Consider the following 26,525-nt stretch of genomic DNA (forward strand, 5'->3'; position numbering starts at 1 on the left):
GTGAGTTACCATTAAGAGCTGTAGCGCGACAGCAAGAGCGCCTGATTGTTTTTCTTGAGTGGCTTGGGTCATGACTTTTCTGAACGAACTTGAACAGCGTATTGGTCAGCAACATGTGCTGACAGGACAATCCATGCAGCAGTACCTGGAGGATTGGCGTGGACGCTATACCGGTACTGCCTTGGCGGTGGCCCGGCCTGCAACGACGGAAGAAGTGGCCCAGGTTGTGCGTCTATGCGCGCAGCACCGCGTGCCTATTGTCCCTCAAGGCGGCAATACCGGTTTGTGCGGGGGCGCAACGCCGGACAACAGCGCCACTGCGCTGGTGCTGTCTTTGGAGCGCCTGAACAAGATTCGCAGCGTGGATACCGACAACGACACCATGGTGGTGGAAGCAGGCTGCATTTTGCAAAATGTGCAGCAGGCCGCCCGTGATCATCAGCGTCTGTTCCCCTTGAGCCTGGCCGCAGAAGGCAGTTGCACGATTGGCGGCAATCTGGCCACCAATGCAGGCGGTACACAGGTTTTGCGTTACGGCAATGCTCGTGACCTGACCCTGGGATTGGAAGTGGTGACTGCCCAAGGTGAAATTTTGCATGGGCTGCTTGGGCTGCGCAAAGACAATACCGGTTACGACCTGCGCAACCTGTTTATTGGTAGCGAAGGCACCCTGGGTATCATCACCGCCGCGACCATCAAGCTCTATCCCCAGCCCGTAGCAGCGTGCACCGCCTTGCTGGCATTGAATACGATTGAAGATGCCGTTCAGGTGCTGGCATTGGCGCGCCAGGGGCTGGCGGCGTCCTTGACCGGCTTTGAGCTGATTGCAGGCAATTGTCTGCAAGCCGTGCTGCATTGCTATCCCGATCAACGTATGCCTTTCCAGGGCCCGGCTGAAAAAGCAGCCTGGTATGCCTTGCTGGAGCTGTCTGATAGCGAAAGCCTGGAGCATGCCCGCGAGCGTTTTGAAAGCGTGATCGGCCAGGCTCTGGAGCAAGATCTGGTGCAAGACGCCGTTATCGCCGAGACCATCGCACAAAGCAAGGCGCTCTGGCATTTGCGTGAAAGCATTCCACTGGCAGAGAAAGCCTATGGGAAAAGCATCAAGCATGATGTGTCCATCCCTGTGTCTGTGATGTCCCAGTTCGTGCACGAGACGGACAAGGCTTTGCAAGAAGCCTTCCCGGGTCTGGAAAACGTGACATTCGGGCACTTGGGTGATGGCAACCTGCACTACAACGTCGCGCGCGGCACGGCCTTCACGGAGGAAGAGCTGCTGAAGCGTCAGGACGAGATCTATGCGCTGGTCCATGACAGCGTGCACCGTTTCCATGGCTCCATCAGTGCCGAACATGGCGTAGGCCAGCTCAAGCGCCAACTGCTGCCCCGTTATAAAGACCCGGTTTCCCTGGCCTTGATGAAGCAGATCAAGACGGCGCTGGATCCTTTGGGGATCATGAACCCCGGTAAAGTATTGCCCGACTGATTGAAGCTACTTGGTGTGTAGATGTTTTTTCGTCCTTATATCGTTGCCAGTGCCGTTTTTTTTACTGTTTTGGGAATCGTTGCGGCAGTGACGATGGGTTCAGCAACGGACCTGTCACTCAGTGCCTATTTCTATGACCCACAAGTCCAGGATTTTTCCTGGCGATTGCAGCCTTTTGTCGATTTGTTCGGGCGCAGGCTGGTGTGGTTCGTTCCTTTTGGCGGCGCAGTGGTATGGACGATCGTGGCCTGGCGGCAGCCCAAGGGTTCCCGCCGCCAACTGGCTTGGGCGGGGGCGGCTTTCTTCATGGGTAGTGGCCCGTTAATGGTAGGCGTCCTGAAACATCTGACCGCCATGCCAAGACCCTTTAATCTGGCCATGTTTGGCGGTATAGAATCCATGCCCACCTACTTCTGGGCGCATTCCTGGGCTGAGGCAGGCAATGCCTTGCCCAGTGCTCATGCCGCATCCGGCTTTGTGCTCCTGTCCCTGTTCTTTGTGGGCGTCATGACAGGCTGCCGCAAACTGGCCGCCGGGGGCTTTGTGCTGGGTATCAGCGCCGGTTTGCTGTTCGGCTTTCTACGCATCATGCAGGGCTACCATTTTCTTAGCCAGGTGCTGGCTTCAGGCGCTGTGCTGGGGCTGTATGGCTGCGTTCTGTTTTATATCCTCTGGTCTTGGGCCAGACATAAGCAATTGCCTGCCTAGTGGCTCTATGAATCTGCAAAAGGGGAATTCAAGTCCCTTTTTTGTTTTTGCGAGCCTGTTTCTATAGGTTTTACGTAACAACACCCCGAAGCCAGGTAGCGGCTGCGGGGTGTTGTTCACAAGCAAGCGTCTCTTGCCAATCAGACCTTCGCAGGTTTTGGTGCCTTGAACTTAAGGCACGGCAGGCAATACTCGACCGGCACATTCACCAAAAGACAGGGTCGGGTAGCCATCTTGACGGCACAGGCCTTTCAAAATGATCTCGTCCTGATCTTCCAGGAATTTACGCTGTTCGCCCCAAGGCAGGTCGATGGGGTTTTTGCCGCCCTGGTTCATTTCCAGCAAGGAGCCTTCCTGACCCTTGGCCGGGCCGGACAAGGTGCCGGTGCCCAGCAGGTCTCCAGTTTGCAGATTGCAGCCGTTGACGCTGTGATGGGCGACCAGTTGGGCCACCGTCCAATACGCTTCCTTGAAGTTGCTGCGCGAGAGCAGAGCCGGATCTTTCTTTTGCTGGCGAGACTGCTCGGTGCTCAGGTACACCTCCAGTTCCACGTCCAGAACGCCACTTTCCTGGTTGGTCTGATCCTGCAAATAAGGCAGAGGCTGGGGATCAGACTCGGGGCGGCTGAAGGGGCGACGGAAGGGAGCCAGGGCTTCCAGCGTCACTACCCAGGGGGAGATCGTCGAGGCAAAGTTCTTGGCCAGGAAGGGGCCCAGAGGCTGGTATTCCCAGGCTTGCAGATCGCGCGCCGACCAGTCATTGAACAGGCACAGGCCAAAAACGTGCTCGTCTGCCTGAGCGATAGGGATACGGCGACCGGCTTCGTTGCCTTTGCCAATCAGAATGCCCATTTCCAGCTCGAAATCCAGGCGCTGGCAAGGACCAAAATTGGGCTGCTCCTGCCCCTCGGGTGGGCGGGTCTGGCCGACGGGACGTGGAAACTGCTGGCCAGACACACCGATGCTGGAGGCACGGCCGTGGTAGCCAATGGGTACCCACTTGTAGTTGGGCAGCAAGGGCGCATCGGGTCGGAACTGTTTACCCACTGCCGTTGCGTGGTGCACGGAAATATAGAAGTCGGTGTAGTCCCCAATTTGGGCGGGCAGGGCGTATTCCAGCTTGCTGCGCTCGATCAGCATGGGGCGCAGGCGCGACTCGGCTGAGGAGCCTTGGCGCAAGTCATGTGACAAGGCGGCACGCAGCGCGCTCCAGTATTCCTGACCCAAGGCCATCAGGCCGTTCAGGGCAGGTTTGACGCAAGCGGCCAGGGCGTCGGCGGCTTTGCCGTGCCAGGGGGTATCGCAGGCCAGCAGGCCCAGGTCCAGCGCGTAGGGGCCAATGGCCACCATGACGCGGAAGTCTTCCTGACTGTCACGGCGACGGGCCACGGCAAAGGGCAGGTTCTGGATAGGGAAACCGTTATCGGCCTCGTTGGCGCCGGGCACCCAGCTTTGCAGCTTGGGGTCGTGAGTGTCATTCAGATAAGGTCGGGTCATGCCTTTTGTTCCGTAGAGAAGTGTTTTTCCAGTCCGTCCCAGACGGCATCGTAATTGGCTTGCAGGCTGCCGCTTTGCAAGGCCTGTGGCGAGGGGCGGATGACTTTGCGGGTTTCGAACATAAAGGCCATGGTACCGCGCAGATAGTCTGCCTTGCTCAAGTCCGCACTGCTGGCTTTGTCAAAGGTGTTGGCATCGGGGCCATGCGGGCTCATGCAATTGTGCAGGCTGGAGCCGCCGGGTGCAAAGCCATCGGCCTTGGCATCGTACACACCTTGGATCAGGCCCATGAATTCGCTGGCGAAGTTACGGTGGAACCAAGGGGGGCGGAAGGTGTTTTCCATGGCCAGAATGCGTGGCGGGAAAATAGCAAAGTCCAGGTTGGCTGTGCCGGGTGTGTCGGAGGGCGAGGTCAATACGCTGAAAATGCAGGGATCGGGGTGATCGTAGCTGATCGAGCCGATCACATTGAAGTCACGTAAATCGTATTTATAGGGGGCGTGCGTGCCATGCCAGGCCACGACGTCCAAGGGCGAGTGCGTCAGTTGCGCAACCCAGAAGCCGCCTGTGAATTTGGTGACCAGCTCATGCGGCTCGCTGACATCTTCGTACCAGGCTACCGGCGTTTTGAAGTCACGGGCATTGGCCAGGCCGTTAGAGCCGATCGGACCCAGTTCGGGCAAACGCAGAGGGGCGCCGAAGTTTTCCAGCAAGTAACCACGGGCCACATCGTCCAGCAACTCTACCTTGAAGCGCACGCCACGCGGCATGACGGCAATCTCGCAAGGCTCGATTTCCATGATGCCCAATTCGCTGACCAGACGCAGGCGGCCCTGTTCAGGCACGAACATCATTTCGGCGTCGGCGTTGTAGAACACGCGCCGACCCATGGACTGGTTGATGGCGTACAGATGGATGGCAACGCCGCTTTGCGAATCGCTGCTGCCATTGCCTGCCCAGGTATGGACACCAGCCAGAAAATCGGTCGGCTTGCCGGGCAGATTCAGTGGGCTCCAGCGCAGGCGATTGGGGTTGGCCGGGCCTTGTCCGAAGTCTTCGTTCCAGTGGGGAGCGCCTTCAAATGCCGTAAATGCTCCTTGCTTGGCGCTGGGGCGAATGCGGTACAGCCAGGAGCGGCGGTTATCGGCGCGTGGCGCGGTAAAGGCCGTGCCGGACAACTGCTCGGCATACAGCCCGTAAGGGCAGCGCTGCGGCGAGTTGCGTCCCAGTGGCAGCGCACCGGGCAGAGCCTCGGTGGCAAAAGCGTTACCAAAACCAATCTGATAATTCAAAGAGCTCATTAGGGGTCTCCAGATTCAGGCAGCCTGCTCCAGGCAGGTCTGGCGGGCGGCGTCCAAGGCTTGCTTGATCACATCCAGCGAGCCGACATGATTGCACAGCAACAGCACCAAAGCGGCATTCATGGCATGACTTTGTGCTGTGCTCAGGCCTTGGTGGGCATCGATCAACATTTGGTAGAAATCGTCAGCCCGTTCCAGGGGGGTATCGGTATTCAGTGTAGACATGAAGCACTCTCCAGGAAATGGCCACAGGCTTTGTGCAAGGCTGCCTGGACAGCTTGCCCATCCAGATGACGCCAGCGGGCGCACAGGTGTTGATCGGGGCGAATCAGATAGCAGGAACCGGGTTGGGCGTCGTAACGCTGGCGCAGCATATCCTGGCTGTCGATGATCTCTTTCTGGGCCTGGGTAGCGCTGGTGCCAGCAGGCCAGACACGCAGGCGGGTCAAGAGACCTTGGGCGACCAGTTCGTCTACCACTTCAGACTGGCTGGCCTGGCCTTCGCCAAATTCCAGCAGGGTGAAGCCGCTGCCCAATTGACCCAGCCACCAGCCTTGCTGACCGTTTTGTTCTATAGGTGCATCGGGGACGCAGGCTCCTAGCGGTGTGGCCGTGGCGGAGAACTCGTGTGTGTCAGCCGTATTCAAGGGGCTGTCTGGGTAGACGCTGGGCAAGGACAGGCGGCCGCTATTGACCAGTACACGGGCAAAGGCGTGGCGACGCGCCAGAATCAGGGCCGCATCACGGAACAGGCGGCTGACTTCGCTTTTAGGCGTGATGAAATCTGTTGAACGGCTGGAATGGCGAATGTTCTCGTCTGCAGCCAATTCACGTTCATGGCTGTAGCTGTCCAGCAGGCTGTCGGGAGCCTGGGCATTCAGAACCAGATTCAGCTTCCAGGCCAGGTTGTCGGCGTCCTGGATACCGCTGTTGGCGCCGCGTGCGCCAAAAGGCGAGACACGGTGGGCCGAGTCTCCAGCAAACAGAATACGGCCATGGCGAAAGCGCTGCATGCGCTCGCAAGCAAAGGTGTAAATGCTGACCCATTCCAGCTCAAAGGGGGCGTCGGCACCCAGGAGGGCACGAATGCGGGGCAGCACGTTTTCTGGTTTGACGGCTTCAACCGGGTCGGCATCCCAGCCCAATTGGAAGTCGATACGCCAGACGTTGTCCGGCTGGCTGTGCAGCAAGACAGATTGATTGGGGTGGAAGGGCGGGTCAAACCAGAACCAGCGCTCGGCGGGGAAGTCGGCTTGCATGCGCACGTCTGCAATCAGGAAACGGTCCTTGAATACGCGTCCGCTGCTGCTTTCACCCAAAGCACGGCGAATGGCCGAGCGCGAGCCGTCGCAGGCCAGCAGCCATTCTGCTTCCAGGGTGTAATTGCCTTGCTGGGTTTCTATATCCAGATGCACGCCTTCTGCCTGATTCACCACGTTCAGCACTTTATGGCCGGAACGCAGTTCGATCAGGGGCTGAGCGCAGACTGCTTCGTAGAGATAACCTTCGCAGTAATACTGCTGCAAATTGATAAAGGCGGGGCGCTGGTGGCCTTCTTCGGGCCGCAAATTGAAGCTCCAGACTTCCTGATTGCGGAAAAAAACCTTGCCCACATTCCAGGACACGCCTTTGTCCATCATGCGCGAGCCCACGCCCAATCGATCCCAGATATCCAGGGTGCGTTTGGCAAAGCAAATGGCCCGTGACCCTTTGGACAGCGTGGTGTCGTCGTCCAGAATCACGACCCGGTGGCCTTTGGCCGCCAGATCCAGGGCCATGGTCAGCCCCACCGGGCCGGCACCCACCACCACAACGGGGTGGCGGGCATGGGTAGCCGGTGGGGGCGCTTGCGTCAGCTCCAGGGTCTGGTAATTAATGTCTCCCATTTTCTTTCTCCCTGGCCTTGCGTCTTACTGACCTTCGAGTTGTTTCCACATCTCCAGATCGCGTTCGGCGGTCCAGATGCGTGGGTCTTCGTGGCCGTTGACTTCGTCGTAGGCACGGGACACGTCAAAGGGCATGCAGTGATCAAAAATGACCCAGTCTGCGTAGCGAGGCTTCATGAAATCGTAGGTTTCGCGGTAAATGGTCTTCAGATCTTTACCGGCTGCCGCGCCTTGCTGCACGCTGGAGTACAGGTCTGTCAAAAACGCGCGCGTGCCGGCCAGGGCCTGACGCACTTCGGTGGCGTTTTTCAGTGCCGGGCCACGGCCAGGAACCATTTGTTCAGCTTTGAAGTCTCCCAGACGGTCCAGTGTGCGGGGCCATTCGCGAAAGTAGCAGTCGCCTGCGTACGGGGTGGATTGGTATTCCACCAGGTCACCGGCGAACAGTATTTTCTGCTTGGGTAGCCAGGCGATGGTGTCGCCCTTGGTGTGGCCACGACCCACTTGCATCAGGTGTACTTCCAGATTGCCCAGGTCCACCGTCATATGACCTTCAAAGGTCATGGTGGGCCAGGTCAGGCCGGGAGGAATGGATTCGGCGTTGCGGAACAGGCGGGGGAAACGGCCGATTTCGCTGGCTTTGTCTTGCTCGCCACGTTCCACGATCAGGTCGTAGGTGTCGCGGCTGGCCAGGATTTCCTGGGCGTTGTAGGCCGAGGCACCCAGCACCCGTACGGCGTGGTAGTGCGACAGCAAGACATACTTGATGGGTTTGTCGCTGACTTCGCGGATGCGGCGAATCACGTCTTCAGCCATGACAGGCGTGGCCTGGGTGTCGATCACCATAATGGCCTCGTCACCAATGATGATGCCCGTGTTGGGATCACCTTCAGCCGTATAGGCGTAGGCGTTGTCGGACAGTTTTTCAAAGGCAACGACTTTGTCTTCCAGGTCGTTATGCGAGGCGAAGGACTTGCTCATGAAAATGACTCCACAGTCGATAGGGATGGTGTCAGATTAGTTTATGGTGAATCAGTTAGATATAGGTGAATACCTGAATAGGGTAGGCTTAGTTGGAAAAAAAGCAGACGAGCGCCTGCCTGCCGGAACCGGCATCAGACGCTGTCAGAAAAAAGGGGGAGGGTTTAGCGGCGCTGGCAGCGCGAGCAGTAATAGGTCGCGCGTTGGCCTTGGACTATCCGTTTGATAGGCTGTTGGCAGCGTGGGCAGGGTTTGCCGGCACGCTCATACACATTGGCGTGAATGTCGAAGTAAGCGCCCGGTTCACCACTTGCATTGACGTAATCGCGCAAGGTGCTGCCCCCGGAGTCCAGGGCGGATTGCAAGGTGCTCAAGATGGCCGAGTGCAGTTTTTCGCAACGATGCAAGGAAACTTCACCGGCGGGCAGTTCGGGGTGAATACCGGCCAGGAACAAGGATTCGGAAGCGTAGATATTGCCGACTCCCACCACAATCTTGCCGCCCAGCAGGGCCTGTTTGATGGCGACGCGCCGCCCTTGCAGATGTCGGTGCAGATACTCGGGGGTGAACAGGGGGTCGAAAGGTTCTACGCCTAAAGTACGTAGCAAAAGGTGGTTTTCCAGAGGGCCGTCCCTATGGGCATGCCATAATATCGCACCAAATCGTCGTGGGTCGTGCAGCAGGAAGCGGGCCTCATCAAAGATCCATTCCGCATGATCATGCTTGCGGCGTTCTTCATCCAGATCCACACGACGCAAGGAGCCGGACATTCCTAAATGGACGATCTGGACACCTTGTTCAAAATGCAACAACAAGTATTTGCCTCGACGCGTGCAATTCCGGACGACCTGGCCTTCAATCCATTGCGGCAAAGAGGCAGGCACGGGCCAGCGCAGACGGGGCTCGTGAACCAGGAATTGTCGGACATTTTTTCCCTGGATAACCGTCGCAATTCCGCGACGAGTTGTTTCAACTTCTGGCAGTTCAGGCATGGGGGGGTGATACCATCAACAAATCTGATTCCTTTATTGTGCCATCGGGCGTTTTGTCGCGCGTATCAGGGCACGGGTTTTTCTGGATGAATGCTCTGACCTTAGCACTAAAGCTGGGCCTGATGTCGTTGCTTGCAGCGGTTTCGGTGCAAGCCCAACCCTCACTTCCCATACTCAAGGCGGAGCCGCCTGCTGACAAGATTCGTTTGCGCAGCGGGCAATTGCCTTTGGTCAGCCTGACTTCGGACATTCTGTATCGCATTCTGGTTGCCGAAGTGGCTGCTTCGCGTGGTGAATACGACGTTGCCAGCCAGACTTTCCTGTCTTTGGCGCGTGACACCAGCGATCCTCGCCTGGCTCAAAACGCCTTTCAATACGCCATGGCCGACCGTGATTTGGGTCGTGCGCTGCGTGCCGCTAAAGAATGGGCCTTGCTGGCCCCGAATGATCCCGAAGCTAAAGCAACGGCTCTGGCCCTGGAAGCCTCCAGCGGTCAGACCGAAGGCTTGGCCGATGCCTTGTGGCTGCGTATCTCTCGCGCCCAGGATAAAGAGCAGGCCGTGGTCCAAGCCATGAGCATGGTCAGCAAGATGGTGGATCGCCGTTTGGCGCTGGAAGTGCTGGACAAGGCCTTGCAGCAACCCGTGCGCTCCTTGCCCATAGCCCGTCTGGCCTTGGCGGATACCGCCTGGAGTGCCGGGGACATGAGCCGGGCCGAGCGCGAAGCACGGGAAGCCCTGAAGCTGGACCCGCATTCCGAAGCCGCCGCGCAGCGCGTGCTGGAATACGGTATCAAGATTGATCCTTCGGCTGCCTTGCAAAGTGCACGTATCTTTGTGCGAGCCAATCCGGATAGCCGCAAGTTGCAACTGCTGCTGGCCAACCGTCTGGTAGAGCGCCAGCAGTTCGACGAAGCCCAATCCATCGTCAGCGCCTTGCAACGCGCCAATCCTGAAGATTTTGATCTGCTCTACACCCAGGCCGAAATTCATATTCGTGCCCAGGAGTTTGACCAGGCCCGTAAATTGCTGGAGCAATACATTGCGGTCCAGCAGCAGCGCCGCCAGTCCTTGAACGACGCCGTCAACACGGCTTTGGCCAGTATTTCTGAAGCCCGCTTGTCCTTGGTGCAAATTGCTGAAGCTCAGGGCGATATGAACGAAGCCATTCGCCAGCTGGACTTGATTGAAGAGCCCGCGCTGCGTTTCCAGGCCCAGATTCATAAAGCCGTCCTGCAAGCCCGCCAAGGCAATCTGCCGCAAGCACGTCGTACCCTGGAGAACTCTCGCCCACGCGACATGAGCGAGCAGGTCGTTGTGGCTTTGACGTATTCCTCTATCTACCAAGACAGCGGTCGTACGGACCAGGCTCTGGAAGTGCTGGAGCGGGCGGACCGTGAGTTGCCTGATAGCGCCGAGATCAAATACAACCTGGCCATGTTGTACGAGCAGCGCGCCAAGCACGACAAGTTTGAAACCTTGATGCGTCGTGTTATTGAGCTGCGCCCGGACCATGCCAATGCGTATAACGCTTTGGGCTACACCTATGCGGATCAGAATCGCCGTCTGGACGAGGCCCAGGATTTGCTGGAACGCGCCATGGAACTGGAGCCGGACAATCCTTATATTCTGGATAGCGTAGGCTGGTATCTGTTCCGTGTTGGCGATCTGCAAGCCGCGCTGGAATACTTGCAGCGTTCCTACGAGCGCCTGCCTGAAGCGGACGTTGCCGCCCACTTGGGTGAAGTACTGTGGGTCAAAGGCCGTCGTGATGATGCCATGCTGGTCTTTCGGGCTGGCTTGAGCAAAGACCCCGAAAACCGAACACTGACAGAAACCATCAAGCGTCTGGGAGTACCGCTGCCGTGAGTATCTTGAAACAGCGGGCTTGGACCCGAGCAGGGGCTTTGGTCCTGGTTGCTTTGCTCAGTGCTTGTGCGACACCGCCCAAATCTGACCTTGGCAGCGTTACGGATGCGTTGCAAGAGGCAAGCGCCTTGTCTCGTTCAGGCCGTTTTGCGCTGAGCGTGACTCACTCCAGCTCGCAGGTCGAAGCCGTGCAGGGTGGCTTTTCCTGGCGCGACGACGGCCAAAAGCTGATGCTGGATTTGAGCAATCCTTTGGGTAATACCTTGGCGCGAGTCTGGGTGTTACCGGGGCGCGCCATTCTGGAACGCACAGACGGTAGTCAGGAAATGGCCTCCCATCCCGATGCCCTGGTTGAACAGGTCTTGGGCAGTCCTGTTCCTGTTGCAGGCTTGCGTGACTGGCTGCATGGCCGCACGGGTAGTGCCCCGGTTCAAAGCGAACGCCGGGATGATCAGCAAAAGCTAAGCAGTTTCGAGCAGTCCGGCTGGCGTGTGACGCTCTCGCGTTACGACGAACAAGGCCCGCGCCTGCTGCAATTGAATCGTCATGAGGCCAATCGCTCCATCAGCGTGCGTTTGGTCGTGGATCAGTAAAGCCCCGAGCAGGTTTGTGTAATGGCGCTCTACAACGTCCCGGCTCCGGCCAAGATCAATCTGTTTTTGCACGTCACGGGTCGTCGTGAGGACGGCTACCATTTCTTGCAAACTGCTTTTCGTTTTGTCGACCTGAATGATTACCTGAGCTTCGTACCACGTAGCGATGGGCAGATCCATCGGGCACACAGTACCTTGAGCGATGTGGAGCCTGAGCAGGATCTGGTGATCAAAGCGGCTCGTGCCCTGCAACAAGCGACGGGCACTCGGCAAGGCGTAGACATCTCTTGTATCAAGAACATCCCTTCGGGAGCGGGGATGGGCGGTGGCTCCAGCGATGCGGCCACGACCTTGATTGCCTTGAACCGTTTGTGGAACCTGGGGCTGAGCCGTCAGGCCTTGATGGATATTGGCCTGCCCCTGGGTGCTGATGTGCCGGTTTTTATATTCGGACAGGCCGCATTTGCGCAAGGGATAGGCGAGCAGTTGCAGGCCATTCAAATGCCGCCACGACACTACATCATCATCCGTCCGCCGCAATTTATATCCACGGGGGAAATATTTACCTCCAAATGCTTGACACGTGATGAAAAACCCATCACAATGACGTTCTTTACTGATTGGCAAGAAAAATTCTGGCAAGCCAAGGACGACAATCCTTATTTTGGCAGAAACAATCTGGAGTCAGTAGCATTCAGTCTTTATCCTGGTTTAAAAAATTTAAAACAGGGCTTGCAAAGATTAAAATTGAATGCTAGAATTACGGGCTCAGGTTCTTGTTTGTTTGTTGAGTGCAGAGACGAACAAAGCGCCAAGACAGGTCAGTTTGAAATTGACCAAAATAGCAGTAAAATAGATTTTTCTGGTAGCGAAGAATCAAATAGTGGTAAATTGCTGGTCGAACAAACTTGGGTTTGTTCAGGTTTGCAAGATCATCCGCTACGCGACTGGATTAAGTAAGTATTTGGGGAATCGCCAAGCTGGTTAAGGCACTGGATTTTGATTCCAGCATGCGAAGGTTCGAATCCTTCTTCCCCAGCCACCTTTCAGGCCTAGCCTGCGATAATGTAAAGCTGTTGAGTCGTTTCCTTGTAGGGGTTTCGATCAACAGCTTTGCTTTTCCTGCATCAAAATCTATCTCCCATCATGGCACAAGACCGATTCATGATCTTCACCGGCACGGCTAATCCTCGCCTTGCTGTCGATGTCGTCAACCACCTTGATATGTCGCTGGGGAAAATGACGGTGGGTCGCTTCTCTGATGGGGAAGCCATGGTTGAAATCAACGAGAACGTGCGCGGTCGCGATGTTTTCGTTCTGCAGCCCACCTGTGCTCCCACCAACGACAATCTGATGGAAATCATGGTGATGGTCGATGCCTTGCGCCGTGCTTCGGCCGGTCGCATCACCGCCGCCATCCCTTACTTTGGTTACGCCCGCCAGGATCGACGCCCCCGTTCGGCGCGTGTGTCGATCTCTGCCAAAGTCGTGGCCAATATGTTGCAAGTGGTCGGTGTCGATCGCGTCATGATGATGGATCTGCACGCTGACCAAATCCAGGGTTTCTTCGATATCCCTGTCGACAATATCTACGCTTCCCCCATTTTGCTGGGCGATATCTGGCGCTGTAACTACCAGGATATGGTGGTTGTCTCGCCTGACATCGGTGGTGTGGTGCGCGCACGTGCACTGGCCAAGCAACTGGAAGTGGACCTGGCCATTATCGACAAGCGTCGCCCACGTGCCAACGTCTCCGAAGTCATGAACATCATTGGTGATGTCAATGGACGCACCTGCATCCTGATGGACGATATGGTGGATACGGCCGGTACGCTGTGCAAAGCGGCTGAAGCTCTGAAAGAGCGCGGTGCCAAGGCGGTTTACGCCTACTGTACGCACCCTGTGCTCTCGGGCGAAGCTATCGAACGTATTACGCAGTCCCAATTGAACGAGCTGGTTGTAACGGACACCATTCCTTTGTCCGCCAAGGCACGTGAATGCAGCAAGATTCGCCAGCTGTCCTGTGCAGCACTGTTGGGCGAGACCATCTTGCGTATCTCCAACGCCGAGTCCGTCAGCTCCTTGTTCACTGATTAAGTTTTTTAGCGTGCGCTGGTCGCGGCGCACGTCAACTTGGTAGTTCGCTACCACTTTCCGCAGTACGTATTCAGCGTTCTGCAATTGGAGTTCTACATGAAATTCACCGCTACTTCGCGTGATGTACAGGGTACGGGTGCGAGCCGCCGCCTGCGTCGCGCTGGCCAGGTTCCAGCTATCGTTTACGGTGGCGACGAACAACCCGTCGTGATCGCTCTGGATCACAACGAGACCTACCACAACCTGCGCAAAGAAGCCTTCCACGCTTCCATCCTGACGATGGAACTGGACGGTAAAGCTGAAAAAGTGCTGTTGCGCTCGGTTCAGTGGCACCCCTACAAGCAGCAAGTTCTGCACGTTGATTTCCAGCGCGTTCTGGCTTCGCAAGCCATCACCACCAAAGTTCCTCTGAACTTTGAAGGTGGCGATGTGTCCCCAGCCGTCAAGCTGAGCAGCCAAGTTATCAGCCACATCCTGACTGAGCTGGAAATCACCTGCTTGCCAGCTAACCTGCCAGCGTCCATCACTGTGGACCTGAGCGGCATGACTGCCAACGCCAACGTGCACCTGGACAGCATCAAGCTGCCACGTGGTGTTACTTACGCTGGTAACGAAGCCAACCCTCTGCTGGCTGCTGCCTTGCCAGTTGGCGGTGGTGCTGCTGCTTCGGAAGCAACAGAAGAAAGCGCCGAGTAATCAAGATTGCCAGCCGGCTTCGGTCGGCTTGCAGCTTGGCGAATCAACCCCTGTCAGCGTATGCTGGCGGGGGTTTGTTATTTGTGCCTGCGCCTTTGCCGGAGCAGGCGCTTTCTGCGAAAACATTCATGTCTGAGCCTATCCGTTTGATTGTTGGCCTGGGTAATCCTGGCCCTGAGTACGAAACCACCCGTCACAATGCGGGCTTTTGGTTGGCAGACCAGTTGGCTGATGATCTGCATGCAACGTTCAACCTGGAAAAATCCTTTTTCTCCTGGGTAGCCAAAGCGCGTTTTGAAGGTGAAAACGTCATCATCGCCAAACCCATTACCTTCATGAACAAGTCCGGGCAAGCCGCCGGTGCCTTGATGCGTTTCTACAAGCTCAAGCCCGAACAGGTGCTGGTCCTGCATGACGAACTGGATTTGCTGCCCGGTCAGGTGAAGATGAAAAAAGGCGGTGGGCACGCCGGGCATAACGGCCTGCGCGACATCCAGTCCGCCTTTGGGACACCGGATTTCTGGCGCTTGCGCCTGGGCATTGGTCACCCTCGCACCTTGGGCCTGGCCCAGCAAGTGGTGAACTTTGTACTGCATACCCCTCGCAATGAAGAGCTGCGCGAGATCGAGGACGGTATGAACCGTTGCCGCGTCATGATGCCTGCTTTGCTGCGTGGCGACTTTGAGCAGGCGACCCGCCAGCTTTACGCGCCCCAGAAGGCTTGATACATGAAGCCAGCGCCAAGCAGCCAGATGCGTTTCCGGGACGAGCTTAAAGACTTCTTTTATTTTCTGCGTCACCCTCGCAGCGCCCGGCGTTTGCCTGGCAGAGTCCAGGGTGATGGCTGGTATCTGGACTGGTTTGCTCCCTTGCCCTGGAAGCGTCTGCTGCAATGGGCGGGCATGCTTTGGCTGATTAATGCGCTGGTACTGGGCCCGATCGCAGTCTCGGTAGCGGGTGTGGGTGGTGCGCAGCATCGTCTGGACCCGACTCGTATTCCCTGGGTGCAAGCTATTATCTGGGCACCCATTGTGGAAGAGCTGGTCTTTCGTTTCGTGCTGAGACGGCCGTCACAATGGCTGACGGTTGTTCCGCTGGCGGTGTTCCTGATGTTTCAGGGACCAGGCTGGTGGTTGATACAAGGCTTGCTGGTCTTGTGCCTGGCTATCTGGATAAGCCGTTATACCGGCATGCCACGCGAGGCTTTGCCCGCCGGCAGCAGCTGGTGGCGCAAGCTGGTGGGCGCCTTGCAGGGAAGGGCGTGGCGCTTTTCATCCATGCGACGCTATTGGCGTTTCTTTCCCTGGGTGTTTTATGGTGCAACGCTGGCCTTTGGTGCGCTACATTTGTATAACTTTCAGCTCAACAGCATGAGTTGGTATTTGCTGCCCATGCTGGTGCTGCCCCAATGTCTGACAGGGCTGGTGCTGGCCTGGCTGCGAGTGCGTCGAGGCATGGGTGCCTCGATCGTGCTGCATGCCATCTTCAATGGTGGCCCGGTCTTGCTGATTATTGGCCTGCTCAAGCTGTTTGACGGCATTCCTGTCTAGGCAAGCCCGCCTTTCAAGGCGCTAGCCTGTGTCCCCGGCACGACTGTTCTGACCCGTCTGCAGGCTCTGTAGCGCCCAAGGGCGCTACAATAGTGCATCGTTTATATAACTCTTTGATTTTCAGGATACTCATGGCACTGCAATGCGGCATCGTTGGCTTGCCCAACGTTGGTAAATCCACTCTGTTCAACGCTCTGACCAAAGCCGGCATTGCGGCTGAAAACTACCCCTTCTGCACCATCGAACCGAACGTCGGTGTGGTCGAAGTTCCTGACCAGCGTTTGCAAGATCTGGCCAAGATCGTGAACCCCGAGCGCATTTTGCCTGCCGTGGTGGAATTTGTAGACATCGCCGGTCTGGTCGCGGGTGCTTCCAAGGGCGAAGGCCTGGGTAATCAGTTCCTGGCCAATATCCGTGAAACCGACGCCACCGTGCACGTGGTGCGCTGTTTTGCCGATGACAACGTGATTCACGTTGCCGGTAAAGTGGACCCCCTGGCTGACATCGAAATCATCAACACCGAATTGGCGCTGGCTGATTTGGGCGTGGTTGAAAAAGCCGTGCACCGCAATCAGAAACTGGCTCGTTCGGGCGATAAAGATGCTGCCAAACTGGTGGCCTTGCTGGAGCGTATCGAAAAAGCCCTGGGCGAAGGCAAGTCCGTGCGTTCGCTGAAGCTGGACGAAGACGAACTGCACCAGATCAAATCCTACGGCTTCATCACCGCCAAGCCCACCATGTACGTGGCCAACGTGAAAGAAGACGGTTTCACCAACAACCCACACCTGGAAGCCGTGCAGAACTATGCTGCCGCTGATGGCGCTCCTGTGGTTGCCGTATGTGCCGCTGTAGAAGCTGAAATCGCTGAGCTGGACGACGCCGACAAGATCGAATTTCTGTCCGATCTGGGCATGGAAGAGCCAGGCCTGAACCGCGTTATCCGCGCCGCCTACAGATTGTTGGGCCTGCAAACCTACTTCACCGCAGGTGTCAAAGAAGTCCGTGCCTGGACCATCCGCGTGGGCGACACCGCCCCTCAAGCCGCTGGCGTGATCCACACCGACTTCGAACGCGGCTTCATCCGTGCACAGACCATCGCTTTTGATGACTTTGTGGCTTGCAAAGGTGAGCAAGGCGCCAAGGAAGCCGGCAAGATGCGCGCTGAAGGTAAGGAATATGTCGTGAAAGATGGTGACGTGCTGAACTTCCTGTTCAACGTCTGACGGATTTTTCGGAACCCAGGAGCGTTCGGTAGCGCTTGGTGGATTGAGCGAGTCTTTTAAAAACAAGGACTTGCCAAACAATACGGTCTGCTGAGCGTTCCTATTGTTCATCGAGGTCTGAAAAATTTGGGGGTAGCGTTGGGGGTACTCGTGTTCAACCGTGGGGGTACTTTTCCCCTCAGTGGAGTCCAACGATGCCCGAGAATCTACTCACCGACGCCAAGATCAGGTCGGCCAAATCAACTGATCGAGATTGGAAACTATCAGACGGCGGGGGCTTGTTCCTGCTGGTCAAGCCTACCGGCGGCAAGCTCTGGCGATGGAAATACTGCCTGCAAGGCAAGGAGAACCTCTTTGCCATTGGCGGCTTTCCTCAAGTAAGCCTTGCGGAGGCTCGCGCTGCCCGCGAGAAAGCGCGTGCTTTGGTCAAGCAAGGTATCCATCCTGCCCATGAGCGGCGGCAGGTCAAAGAGCGCAACCTGGAGGCGCTGGAGGAACGCAAGCGCGCAAAGGAAAGTTCGTTCGCCAAGGTGGCGCAGGCGTACCTGGCCGAGATCAAGCCAGTCTTTGCGCTCAGCTCCTACCGCACGAAAGAATCCCGCATCAGGAAGTACCTGTCGCCCAAATTCGATGGGATGCCAATGAGCGACATTGGCGTGAAGCAGATTCGCCCGCTGCTGGAGGAATGCAAAGCTCATGGCGCGTGGGCGGCCATCCATGTCAAAGGCGATCTTTCGGCCATCTTCGAGTTCGCGGTGGTGCGTGGTTTGGTCGAGGCCAATCCGATCCCCAGTCTGCGCGGGCTGCTGCGCGTGCCGTTCAGCGAGAGCAAGGCGGCGATGACGCGAGAGCAAATCCAGAAGTTCTATCAGGAGTTGCGCGGCTACCGGGGCTATCCGGAAACCTCTTTGTGTCTGCGGCTGATTGCGCTGACCGCCTGCCGTCCAGGCGAAGCGGCGGATGCCGAGTGGGATGAGTTCGACTTTGAGGATGCCCTGTGGCGTCGGCCTGCAGCGAAGATGAAGGCGCGGCGTGACCATGTCAGTCCGTTGTCCACGCAGGCCGTAGCGGTGCTGAAAGACTTGCAGCACATCACGGGTGGCGGGCGCTATCTGTTTCCGCACCGAAGTGGAAAGGGCTTCACCACGCCTAATCGGCTCACCTACGCAATGCGCGACATGAACCTGGGTCGGGGAACGACGCCGCATTGCTGGCGGACGACTTTTTCTACCTGGGCCAATGAGAGCGGATACCGGCCTGATGCAATTGAACGGCAGCTTGCCCACGTGGAAAGCAACAAGGTGCGGGCCACGTACAACAAGGCGCTGCTGCTGGATCAGAGAAGGACGCTGTTGCAGGACTGGGCGGACTACCTGGGTGCTGCGGAGGGCAGCGGCACCGCATAGGGAAGAGTTGGCCGAGTGTTGCAGAGCGAATGTACAGGGGCGGCCTTTTTCCTTTTCTGGATAGGGCCGTTGTCCCTTGAGTGCCGTTCCCTTGCCGTTTGCATTTGTCGAAGGCTGGGCGCTTGTAATGGGGTAAATAATGAAATAAATGGGGCAATTTTTATTGAATTACCCCATTTGTTGGGTCGCTCAGGGAAGCAAAGGCAATCCCAGTTCAGCCAGATATTGGTTGTGACATTTCTTGGCTTCGGCGATCTTTTGCTCGGCAGACACAAGGTCGGCGTGTACGGTCGCCAGGTCGATCTCTTCCTCGGCTTCTGCCGTGCTCACGTAGCGCGAGATGTTGAGGTTGAAATCGTTCCTTTCGATTTCTTCCATGCCTACCCGGCGCGAGTAGCGCGGCTCTTCTTTGCGGAACTGATAGGTGTCAATAATCTTTTCGATGTGCCCGATTTCACCATCAGGCATTTCGTCTGTTCTCAGTAGCTGGTTTTGCCGCTTACCTTTATCGAAGTATTCGGCGGCATTGATGAACAGCACATCGTCCGGCTTCTTGCACTTCTTCAGCACCAGGATGCACACCGGGATGCCGGTGGAGAAGAACAGGTTCGCGGGTAGGCCGATCACCGTGTCGATATGCCCGTCCTTCAGCAGCTTGGTGCGGATACGTGCCTCGGCTCCGCCGCGGAACAGTACGCCGTGGGGCAGGATGATGGCCATTACGCCGTCTTGCTTCAGGAAGTGGAAGCCGTGCAGCAAGAAGGCGAAGTCCGCTGCTGACTTCGGTGCCAGCCCATAGTTCTTGAAACGTGTGTCCTCGCCCAGTGCCTCGCTAGGCTCCCAGCGGTAGCTGAACGGCGGGTTAGCCACAACGGCGTCGAACCGAGGCATCTTGGCCGGATTGGTCTCGCGTAGCATGTCCCACTCATTGAGCAGGGTGTCGCCGTGGAAGATGTCGAACTCAGAATCCTTCATCCCGTGCAGCAGCATGTTCATGCGCGCCAGGTTGTAGGTGGTAATGTTCTTCTCTTGGCCATAAATTTTGCCGATACCGTGCGGCCCCATACGGTGGCGCACGTTGAGCAGCAGGGAGCCTGAGCCGCAGGCAAAGTCGAGTACGCTGTCGAGGTGCGAGCGCTTGCCCGTGGCAGGTTCCTGGCTATCCAGCGTGACGATGGCCGAAAGGATGTCTGAAATACGCTGTGGCGTGTAGAACTCGCCGGCTTTCTTGCCCGAGCCTGCCGCAAACTGGCCGATCAGGTACTCATAGGCATCGCCCAGGGTGTCGCTGTCGGTGGAGAACTGCCCTAGTCCCTTGGCGATCTCGGCGATGATCTTGCACAAGCGCGCATTGCGCTCGGGGTAGGCTTTGCCCAGTTTGTCGGAAGCCAGATTGATCTCCGAGAACAGGCCACGGAAGGTGCTGGCGAAAGATTCTTCCTCAATGTACTTGAAGCCGGCCTGCAAGGTGCTGAGCAGCTCCGCGTTCTGCGTACGCGCCATCTCGGCGATGTTGCCCCACAGGTATCGGGGTTCTATCACGTAATGCACCTTGCGGCGCATCTGCTTTTCGAATTCCGGCACATCGTCCAGGTTACATTCGTACCAAAGCTGCAAGGGAGTAGAGACCGAACCATCAATCTGCTGCGGATAATCGGCTCCCAATTCCTTCTGCGCGGCAGCCTCGTAGTTGTCCGACAGATAGCGAAGGAAGAGAAAAGCCAGCATGTAATCGCGGAAATCGTCCGCATTCATCGCGCCACGCAGTTGGTCGGCGATGGTCCAGAGGGTCTTGCCCAGTTTTTTCTTTTCGGATTCGGTCATGGTGTATCTGCTGTTGCCCCCTCAGGAGTCTGAGGGAACAAATCGGGATTGAATGGGTATCGGCTCAGGAAGTCGTTCAAAATCTTCTTGAAGTAAGCCTTGTTCTCGTCGAGCATCTGCTGCGGCTCATACAGAGAATAGTTGCCGTGGCTGAGGATATTGATCAGGCGCGTATGCAGAATGCCGTCCGGGTCGTTATCGTCCTGCTTGATGCATATGGAGAAATTCTTGTGTCCATGAAAGCTGGCTGTCTTCTCCAGAATCGTACGCAGCATGTTGAAATGGTGGGTGAACAGCCTATCTTCCTGCGCGGCCTGGTACAGCTCGGCAAGAGTGGCGACGTGGTGAAAGAATGGCGTGTCGCCCGTCTCCTCTCGCAAGACGTAGCCGCTACCTGCTGAGTTCTTGTTGATGAAATACCGCTTGGCATTCTTCAACTCATTGCACAACACATTGAAGAACAGCGTGTGATGCGTCGAAAGCACGGTCTTGAGCTTGCTTTCGGGCCGTTTGAGCAGTTGCGCCAAGTGATTGGCCACGGCAATCGCGTTGTGTTCGTCCAATGACGAAATCGGGTCGTCGATATAGAGGTGCTTGACCCAGCGGTAAGCCTCGATCCCCGAGTCCATGGCCAGCTCAACGACGGCAAGGAAGAAGCACCAGACAAAGATGTTCTCCTCCCCGCGCGACACCTTGATGTTGTCGATGACCTGCCCATCCACCGTGCGCGAGAAACGCACTGCCCATTCTTGCGTGTCGATACGGAAATCGAAATCCGCATAGCGCTGCAGCAGCGGCCGGATGCGGTTGTCCATCTCCAACTCGGCTAGACCGGCAAAGAATCGTGAGGCTGCATTGAGCGTGAGCCTGCGGTCGTTGTCACCTTCCAGATCGTTGTCCCAATGGAACAGGTCTTCGGTGAAGGCGTTGAAGTAGAGCGTGTCGCGCTTCTCGTCCGCACCTTCGCCTTGTTTGCCGATGTCTTTGAAGGCCATGGATAGCCGCGTCTTGCCGGTGCCATTGTAGGCATAGAGCAGGATGGTCTTTTTATTTTCCAGCTCGCTGCGCAGATGGGTCGCCAGCGCGGGAAGATCAGGGAAAAAGGGCGGGGTATTCTGTTGCATCACTGCACCCCATCCAGAACCATCCAAGCCTTGCGGTAGATTGCGCCTTCACTACCCAAAGCCTCACTCCAAACCTGCTCCGGCAAGGTTTCCAGACGTTGGCGAATGGTAGGCAGAGAATCCTCCCGGGTTAAGCGCAGGGTTGCTGCCAAACGTGGTGCAGCACGACGGGGAACCCCCAAAAGACGCAGAGAAACCGCTTCATCTGTGGCAACACCGTAGTAAACCTGCGATGGCAGATTCGATAAGTGGTTACGCTCTTCATCATCCAGTTCTGCCGTGGTTATGGCCAGTAAGGCATTTAGGCCCCAGGACGTGGTATGGGTCAGTTTGCCAAACAGGTTTTGTCCGCACTTGGTCAAGGCAGTGACAGCATCTGCACCACCCTCGCTGAAATATTGTTCCGCGATATGGGCAATATCTGCCCCGTTTACCCAATCCTTCAGAATACGTGCCAGCTTGTCACCATCTGGTGATCTGCCACCCAGCACCGAATTCAGGTTGTCGCGCAATTCGGGTACTCGCAGCAGCACGCCCATCATGTTCTGCAGAGTGTTGTCACCAGAACGGAACAGCCGCTCACGATTCCAAGAATCCGGCCCCAGGTCGCCTTTATGCGTCAACACCGTCCTGATACTTTGCAGTGAAAACCCGGTGCTATCCACCAGCTTCAGCGGTTGGGAAGGACTGGCGAGATAATCGACATAGCGATGGATGCCATTCAGCAAACGGCGGGCAATCTGGCTATCCGATACGCGCAATTTCTCAAAGCCAAAGGTGCCACGCAATACCTGTTCGATCTGATCCGCAAAGTTCGATGGCTGCCCCATCTGGCGATAGGTATGAGCCAGATATTGCAAGAAGCTCGACCATTCCGGATGGTGGTACACGATGAGGCCCAGATCCTCCAGCCCGTCAGCCGCAGCCTTTGCAATTTGAATCAGCGCCGAATTCAAGTCGCCTGTGTTTCGGTTAATAAACTCCCGCTTTTGTGCCGCCTCGCTTTCATCCTTGGCGACCAGAGCAATCACACCAAGCTGCCCTTGAGAAACGCGACCGGCACGACCCGCAATATTCCAGAAATCCTCAGGAGGCATATCCTGACCAAAGGGATACTGGGTTGCCGCCATCACCACGCCGCTGACCGGAAAGTTCACGCCCTGGGCCAGCGTGGTAGTAGCCGCCAAGGCATCAAGGTGACCTTGCTCGAACAGCCACTCCATCAACATTCGGACTTCTTCAGGCAGGCCGCCGTGATGGACACCAATACGGTGGGCCAGCAGATCGACCAGAGGAAACGCGGTGCCCAGCTCAGCTGCTACATAGTCCTGAACAAAGTGCACATCCTCTGGCAAAGCATCGCTGCGGCTACCTTTTAGCTTCTCAGCCAGTTTCCAGACATAATCCGGGCGGCTATGCATGGCGATCACAGGGCCACGCACCGACAGCTTGCGTGCGGTCATCGCAGCCAATGTGCCAATATCCTTGGCTTTTGATAGAGAAGCGGCCAGTGCTTCTTCCTTGCCCAGAGAAAAGTCTTCATTCAGATGAATGCTTGGGCGCGAGGTATGTACCGTTTGGAAACTCAGCCGGTAATCTCGACTTCGACCATTCAAGGCTCCGGCATCCAGCGGACTGACAATGCCAATGGCTCTATCATTGGGCTGCCAATCCACCCCTAGACTGATATCGTCCGAGTTTTGACCACCCAACCAGCGTGCAACCTCTCGGGCGTTTTCAATAAAAGGAGTCAGCAACAAAAACTGCGCTTCACGACACTCCCGGTTGATGGTGGCCAGCAGCAGTTCGAGTCGCAGCCCACGTTCCTTGTCCTGAATCGTATGGGCCTCATCCACTACCACCAGAGTCAGGGGACGACCGATTTTTTCCTCCCAGCCCTGGCGCAGCATCAGATCGAATTTTTCCGGTGTAGCCACCAGAACACGGAACTGGGTATCGTCCTGCGATTCCGCCAGCAGTCCGGCTTCGATGCCATTGACTTCCAAAGCGGGGCTGACCCGTTCAACGACCACACCCAGGGGCTGGAAGTCACGCCGTAACTGTCGTGTGACTTGATTCACCAGCGCCCGGCTGGGCGCGAGATAAGCTACCCAGCCTTTCTGGTCGTCAAACTGGTTCAGCGCCTGCAGCATGCGGAACTGGGCGATCAGCGTCTTGCCACTGGATGTCGGCAGGCTGACCACCACCGCACGGCGGCTGGAACCCAACAGTCCGCGCTCAGCCAAGGTGCGTCGTTGCGGCGGCAACACGTCAAACAACGCACGGTCGCTACGACCCCGGCTCACCAGTTCGCGCACGAACCTGGTTACCCGCGAGTTCACGGCACGGGTCACCGTCCACAGCGAGTTCTCGACCATCTGCGCGGCAGCGCGTGCCAGCAGCCGCGTTAGCGGCCCCAACTCCAGCAACTGGCCCGTATCGCAAGCAGCCAGAGCGCGGTCGAAATGCAAATCCAGCAAAGGCTGTATCTGGTAGCTGTCCCCCACCACGCCATCGGTGATGTAGTGCGCTAGCACATCGGCCGCCTTGGCCAAGTGGTAGATGGCTATCAGCTCCAGCGCCGAACGCTTGGCCGCAAGCGGCTCGAAGCTGCCCAGATAGTCACGCTCGAATGTCTGCTGGGCATCACGCAATGCCACCACCCGCTCCAGCACGGCATCGCGGTCAGACCAGCCTTTCTTGCGCACCAGACGCAACCAGATGTCGGTCAGCGCCGCCCAGCAACGCTCGCCCCAATCCACAGAATCCAGCGGCAAGGCGGGCGTGGCTTGATCGCCCTCCAGCGCACGCAGCCAGCGGGCGGCATCCGCGCCACGATCACCAATCACGGCCAGGGCTGAGGCCCGCAAAAGCTGTGTGGCTGCGTCCGTCGACGCTTCTGGCAAAGGCATGACGCGCAGCAGACGGAAAGCATCTTCAGCCGCATGACGCATCACTTGCAGGGAGGCCGTGTCTTCGGCAAAACGATCCAGCTCCATATCCAGCACCGCCAGTTCCAGCGCGGCTGCCACTTCCTGCATGGCTTGAGCATCGAAGGCTGGCGCTTCCGACGTCATTTCGTGATAGAACTGCACCCGGTCGGCCTCGCGCAGCGCCAGGCTACGTTTGTCCGCGATGGCATCGAGCAGCCAGTGGCTCATGCGCCACCTCCCTGCCCGACACGTGTAGGCAGTTGGGCAATCGGCCAGGGTAGATACAGCGCCAGCAGGTGGCAGCAACTGGGGGCTTGCAGGCGATCTGCAAGGGTGCGGCCACGCGCCTGCACATCGGTTTCACGCACGGTTTGGTCACGAATCAGTACGCCAAACAACACCAAATCACGCTTCCCGCTGTTGAAATAGCGCGTACAAGCGTTGTTGAACGCCGTTTCATGCTCAGTACCTTTGACTCGGGGCAGCAGCCATTTGAGCAACTGGCAGAGGGTGGCAAGGTTGCTGGCGAGCGTATCCAGTTGGTGCGTCATACCGCTGCGCCCGCTCATGACCTGCGGCGGCGACTGGACTTCGGATGAACATTTGACTTCCCCCAGCGCAAGCCGGTGAGACTCTCCATCGCGCTGAAAACCCACAATATCCGCGCCGGGCAGTGAGGCAAAGGGATTGCGCTTGTCGCGCTCGGTATTCCATGGCAGTACCACATCGTGCTGCGCTTCCAGCACGGCCTCGGCCAGCGCTTCGCCTGCGGCCCAATCACGGGTTTCCGGCACCTCAGCCGCTAGCACTTCTTCCAGTGCCTCCTGTCCCATGCCGGTCAAGCTCAGCCCACGCAGATGCTCGGTGAATTCGGCATGACCTTCCGCATCATTCAGGCGCCCAGCCACCGCCCCTTGCAGGAAAGCATCAAACGCGTCGCCTTCCTGTGCGCAGTGCCCCTGCCAGGAAACGCAGCCCTGCCCGGACTGATAAGCAGCCAGCCAAGTCATGCGGGCACCTCATCTAGCGCCGGGAACAATTGCTGCATCAAGCCTCTTTTGTGGGACTTGAGGGTGTCGATTTTCTGGTTTTGGGCGGTGATACGGTCATTGAGGGACGACAAGCAGTCCGCGATCCTACGCTGTTCATTCTTAGTTGGCGGTAGCGGAATCTCGAATGACCGAATTTGCGCGAAATTTAGTCCTTGCCTGTTTCCTCCAGCTTGAAAACTGTCAATTTTCTTCTGGCCCCGTTCTGAAATTAAGAACTGGTTCAGCAAAGTGGGATTCAACTCATTGTGCTTAACTCGAATAATACAAACGTGCTGATTGACATTCCCCCCTGCAATACGCGAATCAGCAACAGCACTTCGGCCGATGGATGCTCCGGTAATGTTAAGAAGAACGTCTGATACTTTGATTTCAGTCGAATCGAAGGACTTGTGTGTTCCTTCGTCAATAAATACCACGTCATCTAGGATCAGTTTGCCCCAGCCGATATTTTGACTGCGGACAAATGGACGACCATCTGTCTTATAGTTCTTATTTCCACCTGTCGGCGTGATGCCACTACCAACTTTGGTTGTCAGCGACCCCAGCTCACACTCAGTCCACTCCCCTGCCTCTCGAAACTCTGGGAACCGCAGCCGTGGCACGGTTTCGCCTTCGCGGGGGAAAAGCTGTTGCATCAGGCCCTTTTTGTGGGTTTTGAGAGTGTCCAGCTTTTGGGTTTCCGCAGTGATCAGCTCATCAAGCGAAGACAGGCAGTTGGCGATTTTTTTTTGTTCTTCTGGTTTGGAAACCGGAAGCGGTAACCCCATGAAATCATCGTTTGTGATGCTCATACGGTCATGGCGAGCACCTGTACTCGATACCTGACGCATGTAGTGATGCCAATGCGTCGATTTGAAGTAGTGGGCGTAGAAGTCGTTCTGCTTGTTATTGAACCTGAATACCGTGTACAACGGCGACATCACGCCGAGACCTATCCTATTTTTCGAGACAGGTCCAACGGGGGCTGTAACGGAGATACGGGGGTTATAAACGTAATCTCCTTTTTCAATGATGTAATAGCCCTCAAGGTTTCCTTGGTTGGCAATGTCTTTGTCGAAGAAGTCGCGTTGGTCAATCACTCCATATTCAGCAGAATTGGTCAAAACACGAGTGATATCGCCGCTGACATTTTTCTGCGTCGAGCGCTTCGCAAGTTTCCCGAGTGCTTGAAAGCTCCAGGGCTGGTCATTACAAAACTCTGGGAATCGCAACCGTGGCACCATCGTTTTTTTTTCGTTACCACTCATGCCGCTTGCTCCTGCAGCCTTGTGTGCATACGAAAGTCCGCGCGAATCCACTGCGCTCCTT

General features: G+C 56.8%; 22 protein-coding genes and 1 tRNA gene. 12 read left to right on the plus strand and 11 right to left on the minus strand.

The features are described from left to right. Nucleotides 1-70: 70 nt before the first annotated feature. Both WFM49_RS11130 and WFM49_RS11135 read left to right on the plus strand, forming a co-directional pair. The gene (locus tag WFM49_RS11130; RefSeq protein ID WP_009461095.1) at nt 71-1,486 is read left to right on the plus strand and encodes an FAD-binding oxidoreductase; all 1,416 of its coding nucleotides are present in this window, start codon (nt 71-73) and stop codon (nt 1,484-1,486) included. Between the two features lie 21 nt (nt 1,487-1,507). After that, nucleotides 1,508-2,194 (plus strand): phosphatase PAP2 family protein, encoded by a 687-nt coding sequence (locus WFM49_RS11135; RefSeq protein WP_009461094.1) that lies wholly within the window; start codon nt 1,508-1,510, stop codon nt 2,192-2,194. Nucleotides 2,195-2,365: 171 nt separating this feature from the next. Here WFM49_RS11135 and fahA read toward each other — a convergent pair whose 3' ends face one another. The 6 genes from fahA to mutM all read right to left on the minus strand — a co-directional run bounded on the left by fahA (nt 2,366) and on the right by mutM (nt 8,851). After that, the gene (fahA, locus tag WFM49_RS11140; RefSeq protein WP_009461093.1) at nt 2,366-3,691 is read right to left on the minus strand and encodes a fumarylacetoacetase; all 1,326 of its coding nucleotides are present in this window, start codon (nt 3,689-3,691) and stop codon (nt 2,366-2,368) included. Then, complete coding sequence (hmgA, locus tag WFM49_RS11145; RefSeq protein WP_026485049.1) at nt 3,688-4,992, minus strand: homogentisate 1,2-dioxygenase; 1,305 nt, start codon at nt 4,990-4,992, stop codon at nt 3,688-3,690. The genes fahA and hmgA overlap by 4 nt, the downstream gene beginning before the upstream one ends. Nucleotides 4,993-5,007: 15 nt before the next feature. Beyond that, entirely contained in the window at nt 5,008-5,217 is a 210-nt protein-coding gene (locus WFM49_RS11150) for a DUF2783 domain-containing protein (RefSeq protein ID WP_009461092.1), read from the minus strand. Continuing rightward, nucleotides 5,205-6,878 carry an FAD-dependent oxidoreductase gene (locus WFM49_RS11155; protein WP_336973231.1) on the minus strand — a complete coding sequence of 558 codons (1,674 nt, stop codon included), beginning with the start codon at nt 6,876-6,878 and terminating at the stop codon, nt 5,205-5,207. Before WFM49_RS11155 ends, WFM49_RS11150 begins: the two co-directional genes overlap by 13 nt. Before the next feature lie 24 nt (nt 6,879-6,902). Continuing rightward, complete coding sequence (locus tag WFM49_RS11160) at nt 6,903-7,859, minus strand: MBL fold metallo-hydrolase (protein WP_009461090.1); 957 nt, start codon at nt 7,857-7,859, stop codon at nt 6,903-6,905. Nucleotides 7,860-8,023: 164 nt separating this feature from the next. After that, nucleotides 8,024-8,851 carry a bifunctional DNA-formamidopyrimidine glycosylase/DNA-(apurinic or apyrimidinic site) lyase gene (mutM, locus tag WFM49_RS11165; RefSeq protein WP_009461089.1) on the minus strand — a complete coding sequence of 276 codons (828 nt, stop codon included), beginning with the start codon at nt 8,849-8,851 and terminating at the stop codon, nt 8,024-8,026. A 122-nt stretch (nt 8,852-8,973) separates the two neighbouring features. On the opposite strand from mutM, the gene WFM49_RS11170 reads away from it, so the two are divergent. From WFM49_RS11170 to WFM49_RS11215, 10 genes are all read left to right on the plus strand, one after another. Continuing rightward, on the plus strand, nt 8,974-10,719 hold the full coding sequence (locus WFM49_RS11170) for a tetratricopeptide repeat protein (protein WP_230940630.1): 1,746 nt from the start codon (nt 8,974-8,976) through the stop codon (nt 10,717-10,719). Nucleotides 10,720-10,721: 2 nt separating this feature from the next. Further along, the gene (locus WFM49_RS11175; protein ID WP_128831687.1) at nt 10,722-11,312 is read left to right on the plus strand and encodes an outer membrane lipoprotein LolB; all 591 of its coding nucleotides are present in this window, start codon (nt 10,722-10,724) and stop codon (nt 11,310-11,312) included. A gap of 21 nt (nt 11,313-11,333) precedes the next feature. Then, on the plus strand, nt 11,334-12,272 hold the full coding sequence (gene ispE / locus WFM49_RS11180) for a 4-(cytidine 5'-diphospho)-2-C-methyl-D-erythritol kinase (RefSeq protein WP_336973235.1): 939 nt from the start codon (nt 11,334-11,336) through the stop codon (nt 12,270-12,272). A 5-nt stretch (nt 12,273-12,277) separates the two neighbouring features. Then, a tRNA-Gln gene (locus tag WFM49_RS11185) sits at nt 12,278-12,354 on the plus strand. Between the two features lie 104 nt (nt 12,355-12,458). Continuing rightward, nucleotides 12,459-13,409: a ribose-phosphate pyrophosphokinase gene (locus WFM49_RS11190; RefSeq protein ID WP_009461085.1), complete on the plus strand. Its 951-nt coding sequence runs from the start codon at nt 12,459-12,461 to the stop codon at nt 13,407-13,409. Nucleotides 13,410-13,505: 96 nt separating this feature from the next. Beyond that, a complete protein-coding gene (locus WFM49_RS11195) occupies nt 13,506-14,105 on the plus strand; it encodes a 50S ribosomal protein L25/general stress protein Ctc (protein ID WP_009461084.1) in 600 nt (199 codons plus the stop codon). A gap of 128 nt (nt 14,106-14,233) precedes the next feature. Continuing rightward, nucleotides 14,234-14,830 carry an aminoacyl-tRNA hydrolase gene (gene pth, locus WFM49_RS11200; protein WP_009461083.1) on the plus strand — a complete coding sequence of 199 codons (597 nt, stop codon included), beginning with the start codon at nt 14,234-14,236 and terminating at the stop codon, nt 14,828-14,830. 3 nt (nt 14,831-14,833) lie between these two features. After that, a complete protein-coding gene (locus tag WFM49_RS11205; RefSeq protein ID WP_042483028.1) occupies nt 14,834-15,655 on the plus strand; it encodes a CPBP family glutamic-type intramembrane protease in 822 nt (273 codons plus the stop codon). A 131-nt stretch (nt 15,656-15,786) separates the two neighbouring features. Next, nucleotides 15,787-16,878, plus strand: coding sequence for a redox-regulated ATPase YchF (gene ychF, locus WFM49_RS11210; RefSeq protein WP_336973239.1), 1,092 nt, complete (start codon nt 15,787-15,789; stop codon nt 16,876-16,878). Between the two features lie 194 nt (nt 16,879-17,072). Continuing rightward, nucleotides 17,073-18,284, plus strand: a complete 1,212-nt coding sequence (locus WFM49_RS11215) for a tyrosine-type recombinase/integrase (RefSeq protein WP_321270747.1) — start codon at nt 17,073-17,075, stop codon at nt 18,282-18,284. 189 nt (nt 18,285-18,473) lie between these two features. Here the strand turns inward: WFM49_RS11215 and WFM49_RS11220 are convergent, their stop codons facing one another. The 5 genes from WFM49_RS11220 to WFM49_RS11240 are packed head-to-tail and all read right to left on the minus strand — an operon-like array spanning nt 18,474 to nt 26,464. Continuing rightward, the gene (locus WFM49_RS11220) at nt 18,474-20,108 is read right to left on the minus strand and encodes a type I restriction-modification system subunit M (RefSeq protein WP_336973244.1); all 1,635 of its coding nucleotides are present in this window, start codon (nt 20,106-20,108) and stop codon (nt 18,474-18,476) included. Beyond that, nucleotides 20,105-21,232: an AAA family ATPase gene (locus WFM49_RS11225; protein ID WP_321270752.1), complete on the minus strand. Its 1,128-nt coding sequence runs from the start codon at nt 21,230-21,232 to the stop codon at nt 20,105-20,107. Before WFM49_RS11225 ends, WFM49_RS11220 begins: the two co-directional genes overlap by 4 nt. After that, entirely contained in the window at nt 21,232-24,393 is a 3,162-nt protein-coding gene (locus WFM49_RS11230; RefSeq protein ID WP_321270755.1) for a DEAD/DEAH box helicase, read from the minus strand. The genes WFM49_RS11225 and WFM49_RS11230 overlap by 1 nt, the downstream gene beginning before the upstream one ends. After that, complete coding sequence (locus tag WFM49_RS11235; protein WP_336973247.1) at nt 24,390-25,175, minus strand: hypothetical protein; 786 nt, start codon at nt 25,173-25,175, stop codon at nt 24,390-24,392. Before WFM49_RS11235 ends, WFM49_RS11230 begins: the two co-directional genes overlap by 4 nt. After that, entirely contained in the window at nt 25,172-26,464 is a 1,293-nt protein-coding gene (locus WFM49_RS11240) for a restriction endonuclease subunit S (RefSeq protein ID WP_336973249.1), read from the minus strand. Before WFM49_RS11240 ends, WFM49_RS11235 begins: the two co-directional genes overlap by 4 nt. Nucleotides 26,465-26,525: the final 61 nt, after the last annotated feature.

This window comes from Alcaligenes sp. PF14 (assembly GCF_037150615.1).
Taxonomy (GTDB): Bacteria; Pseudomonadota; Gammaproteobacteria; order Burkholderiales; family Burkholderiaceae_B; genus Alcaligenes; species Alcaligenes phenolicus.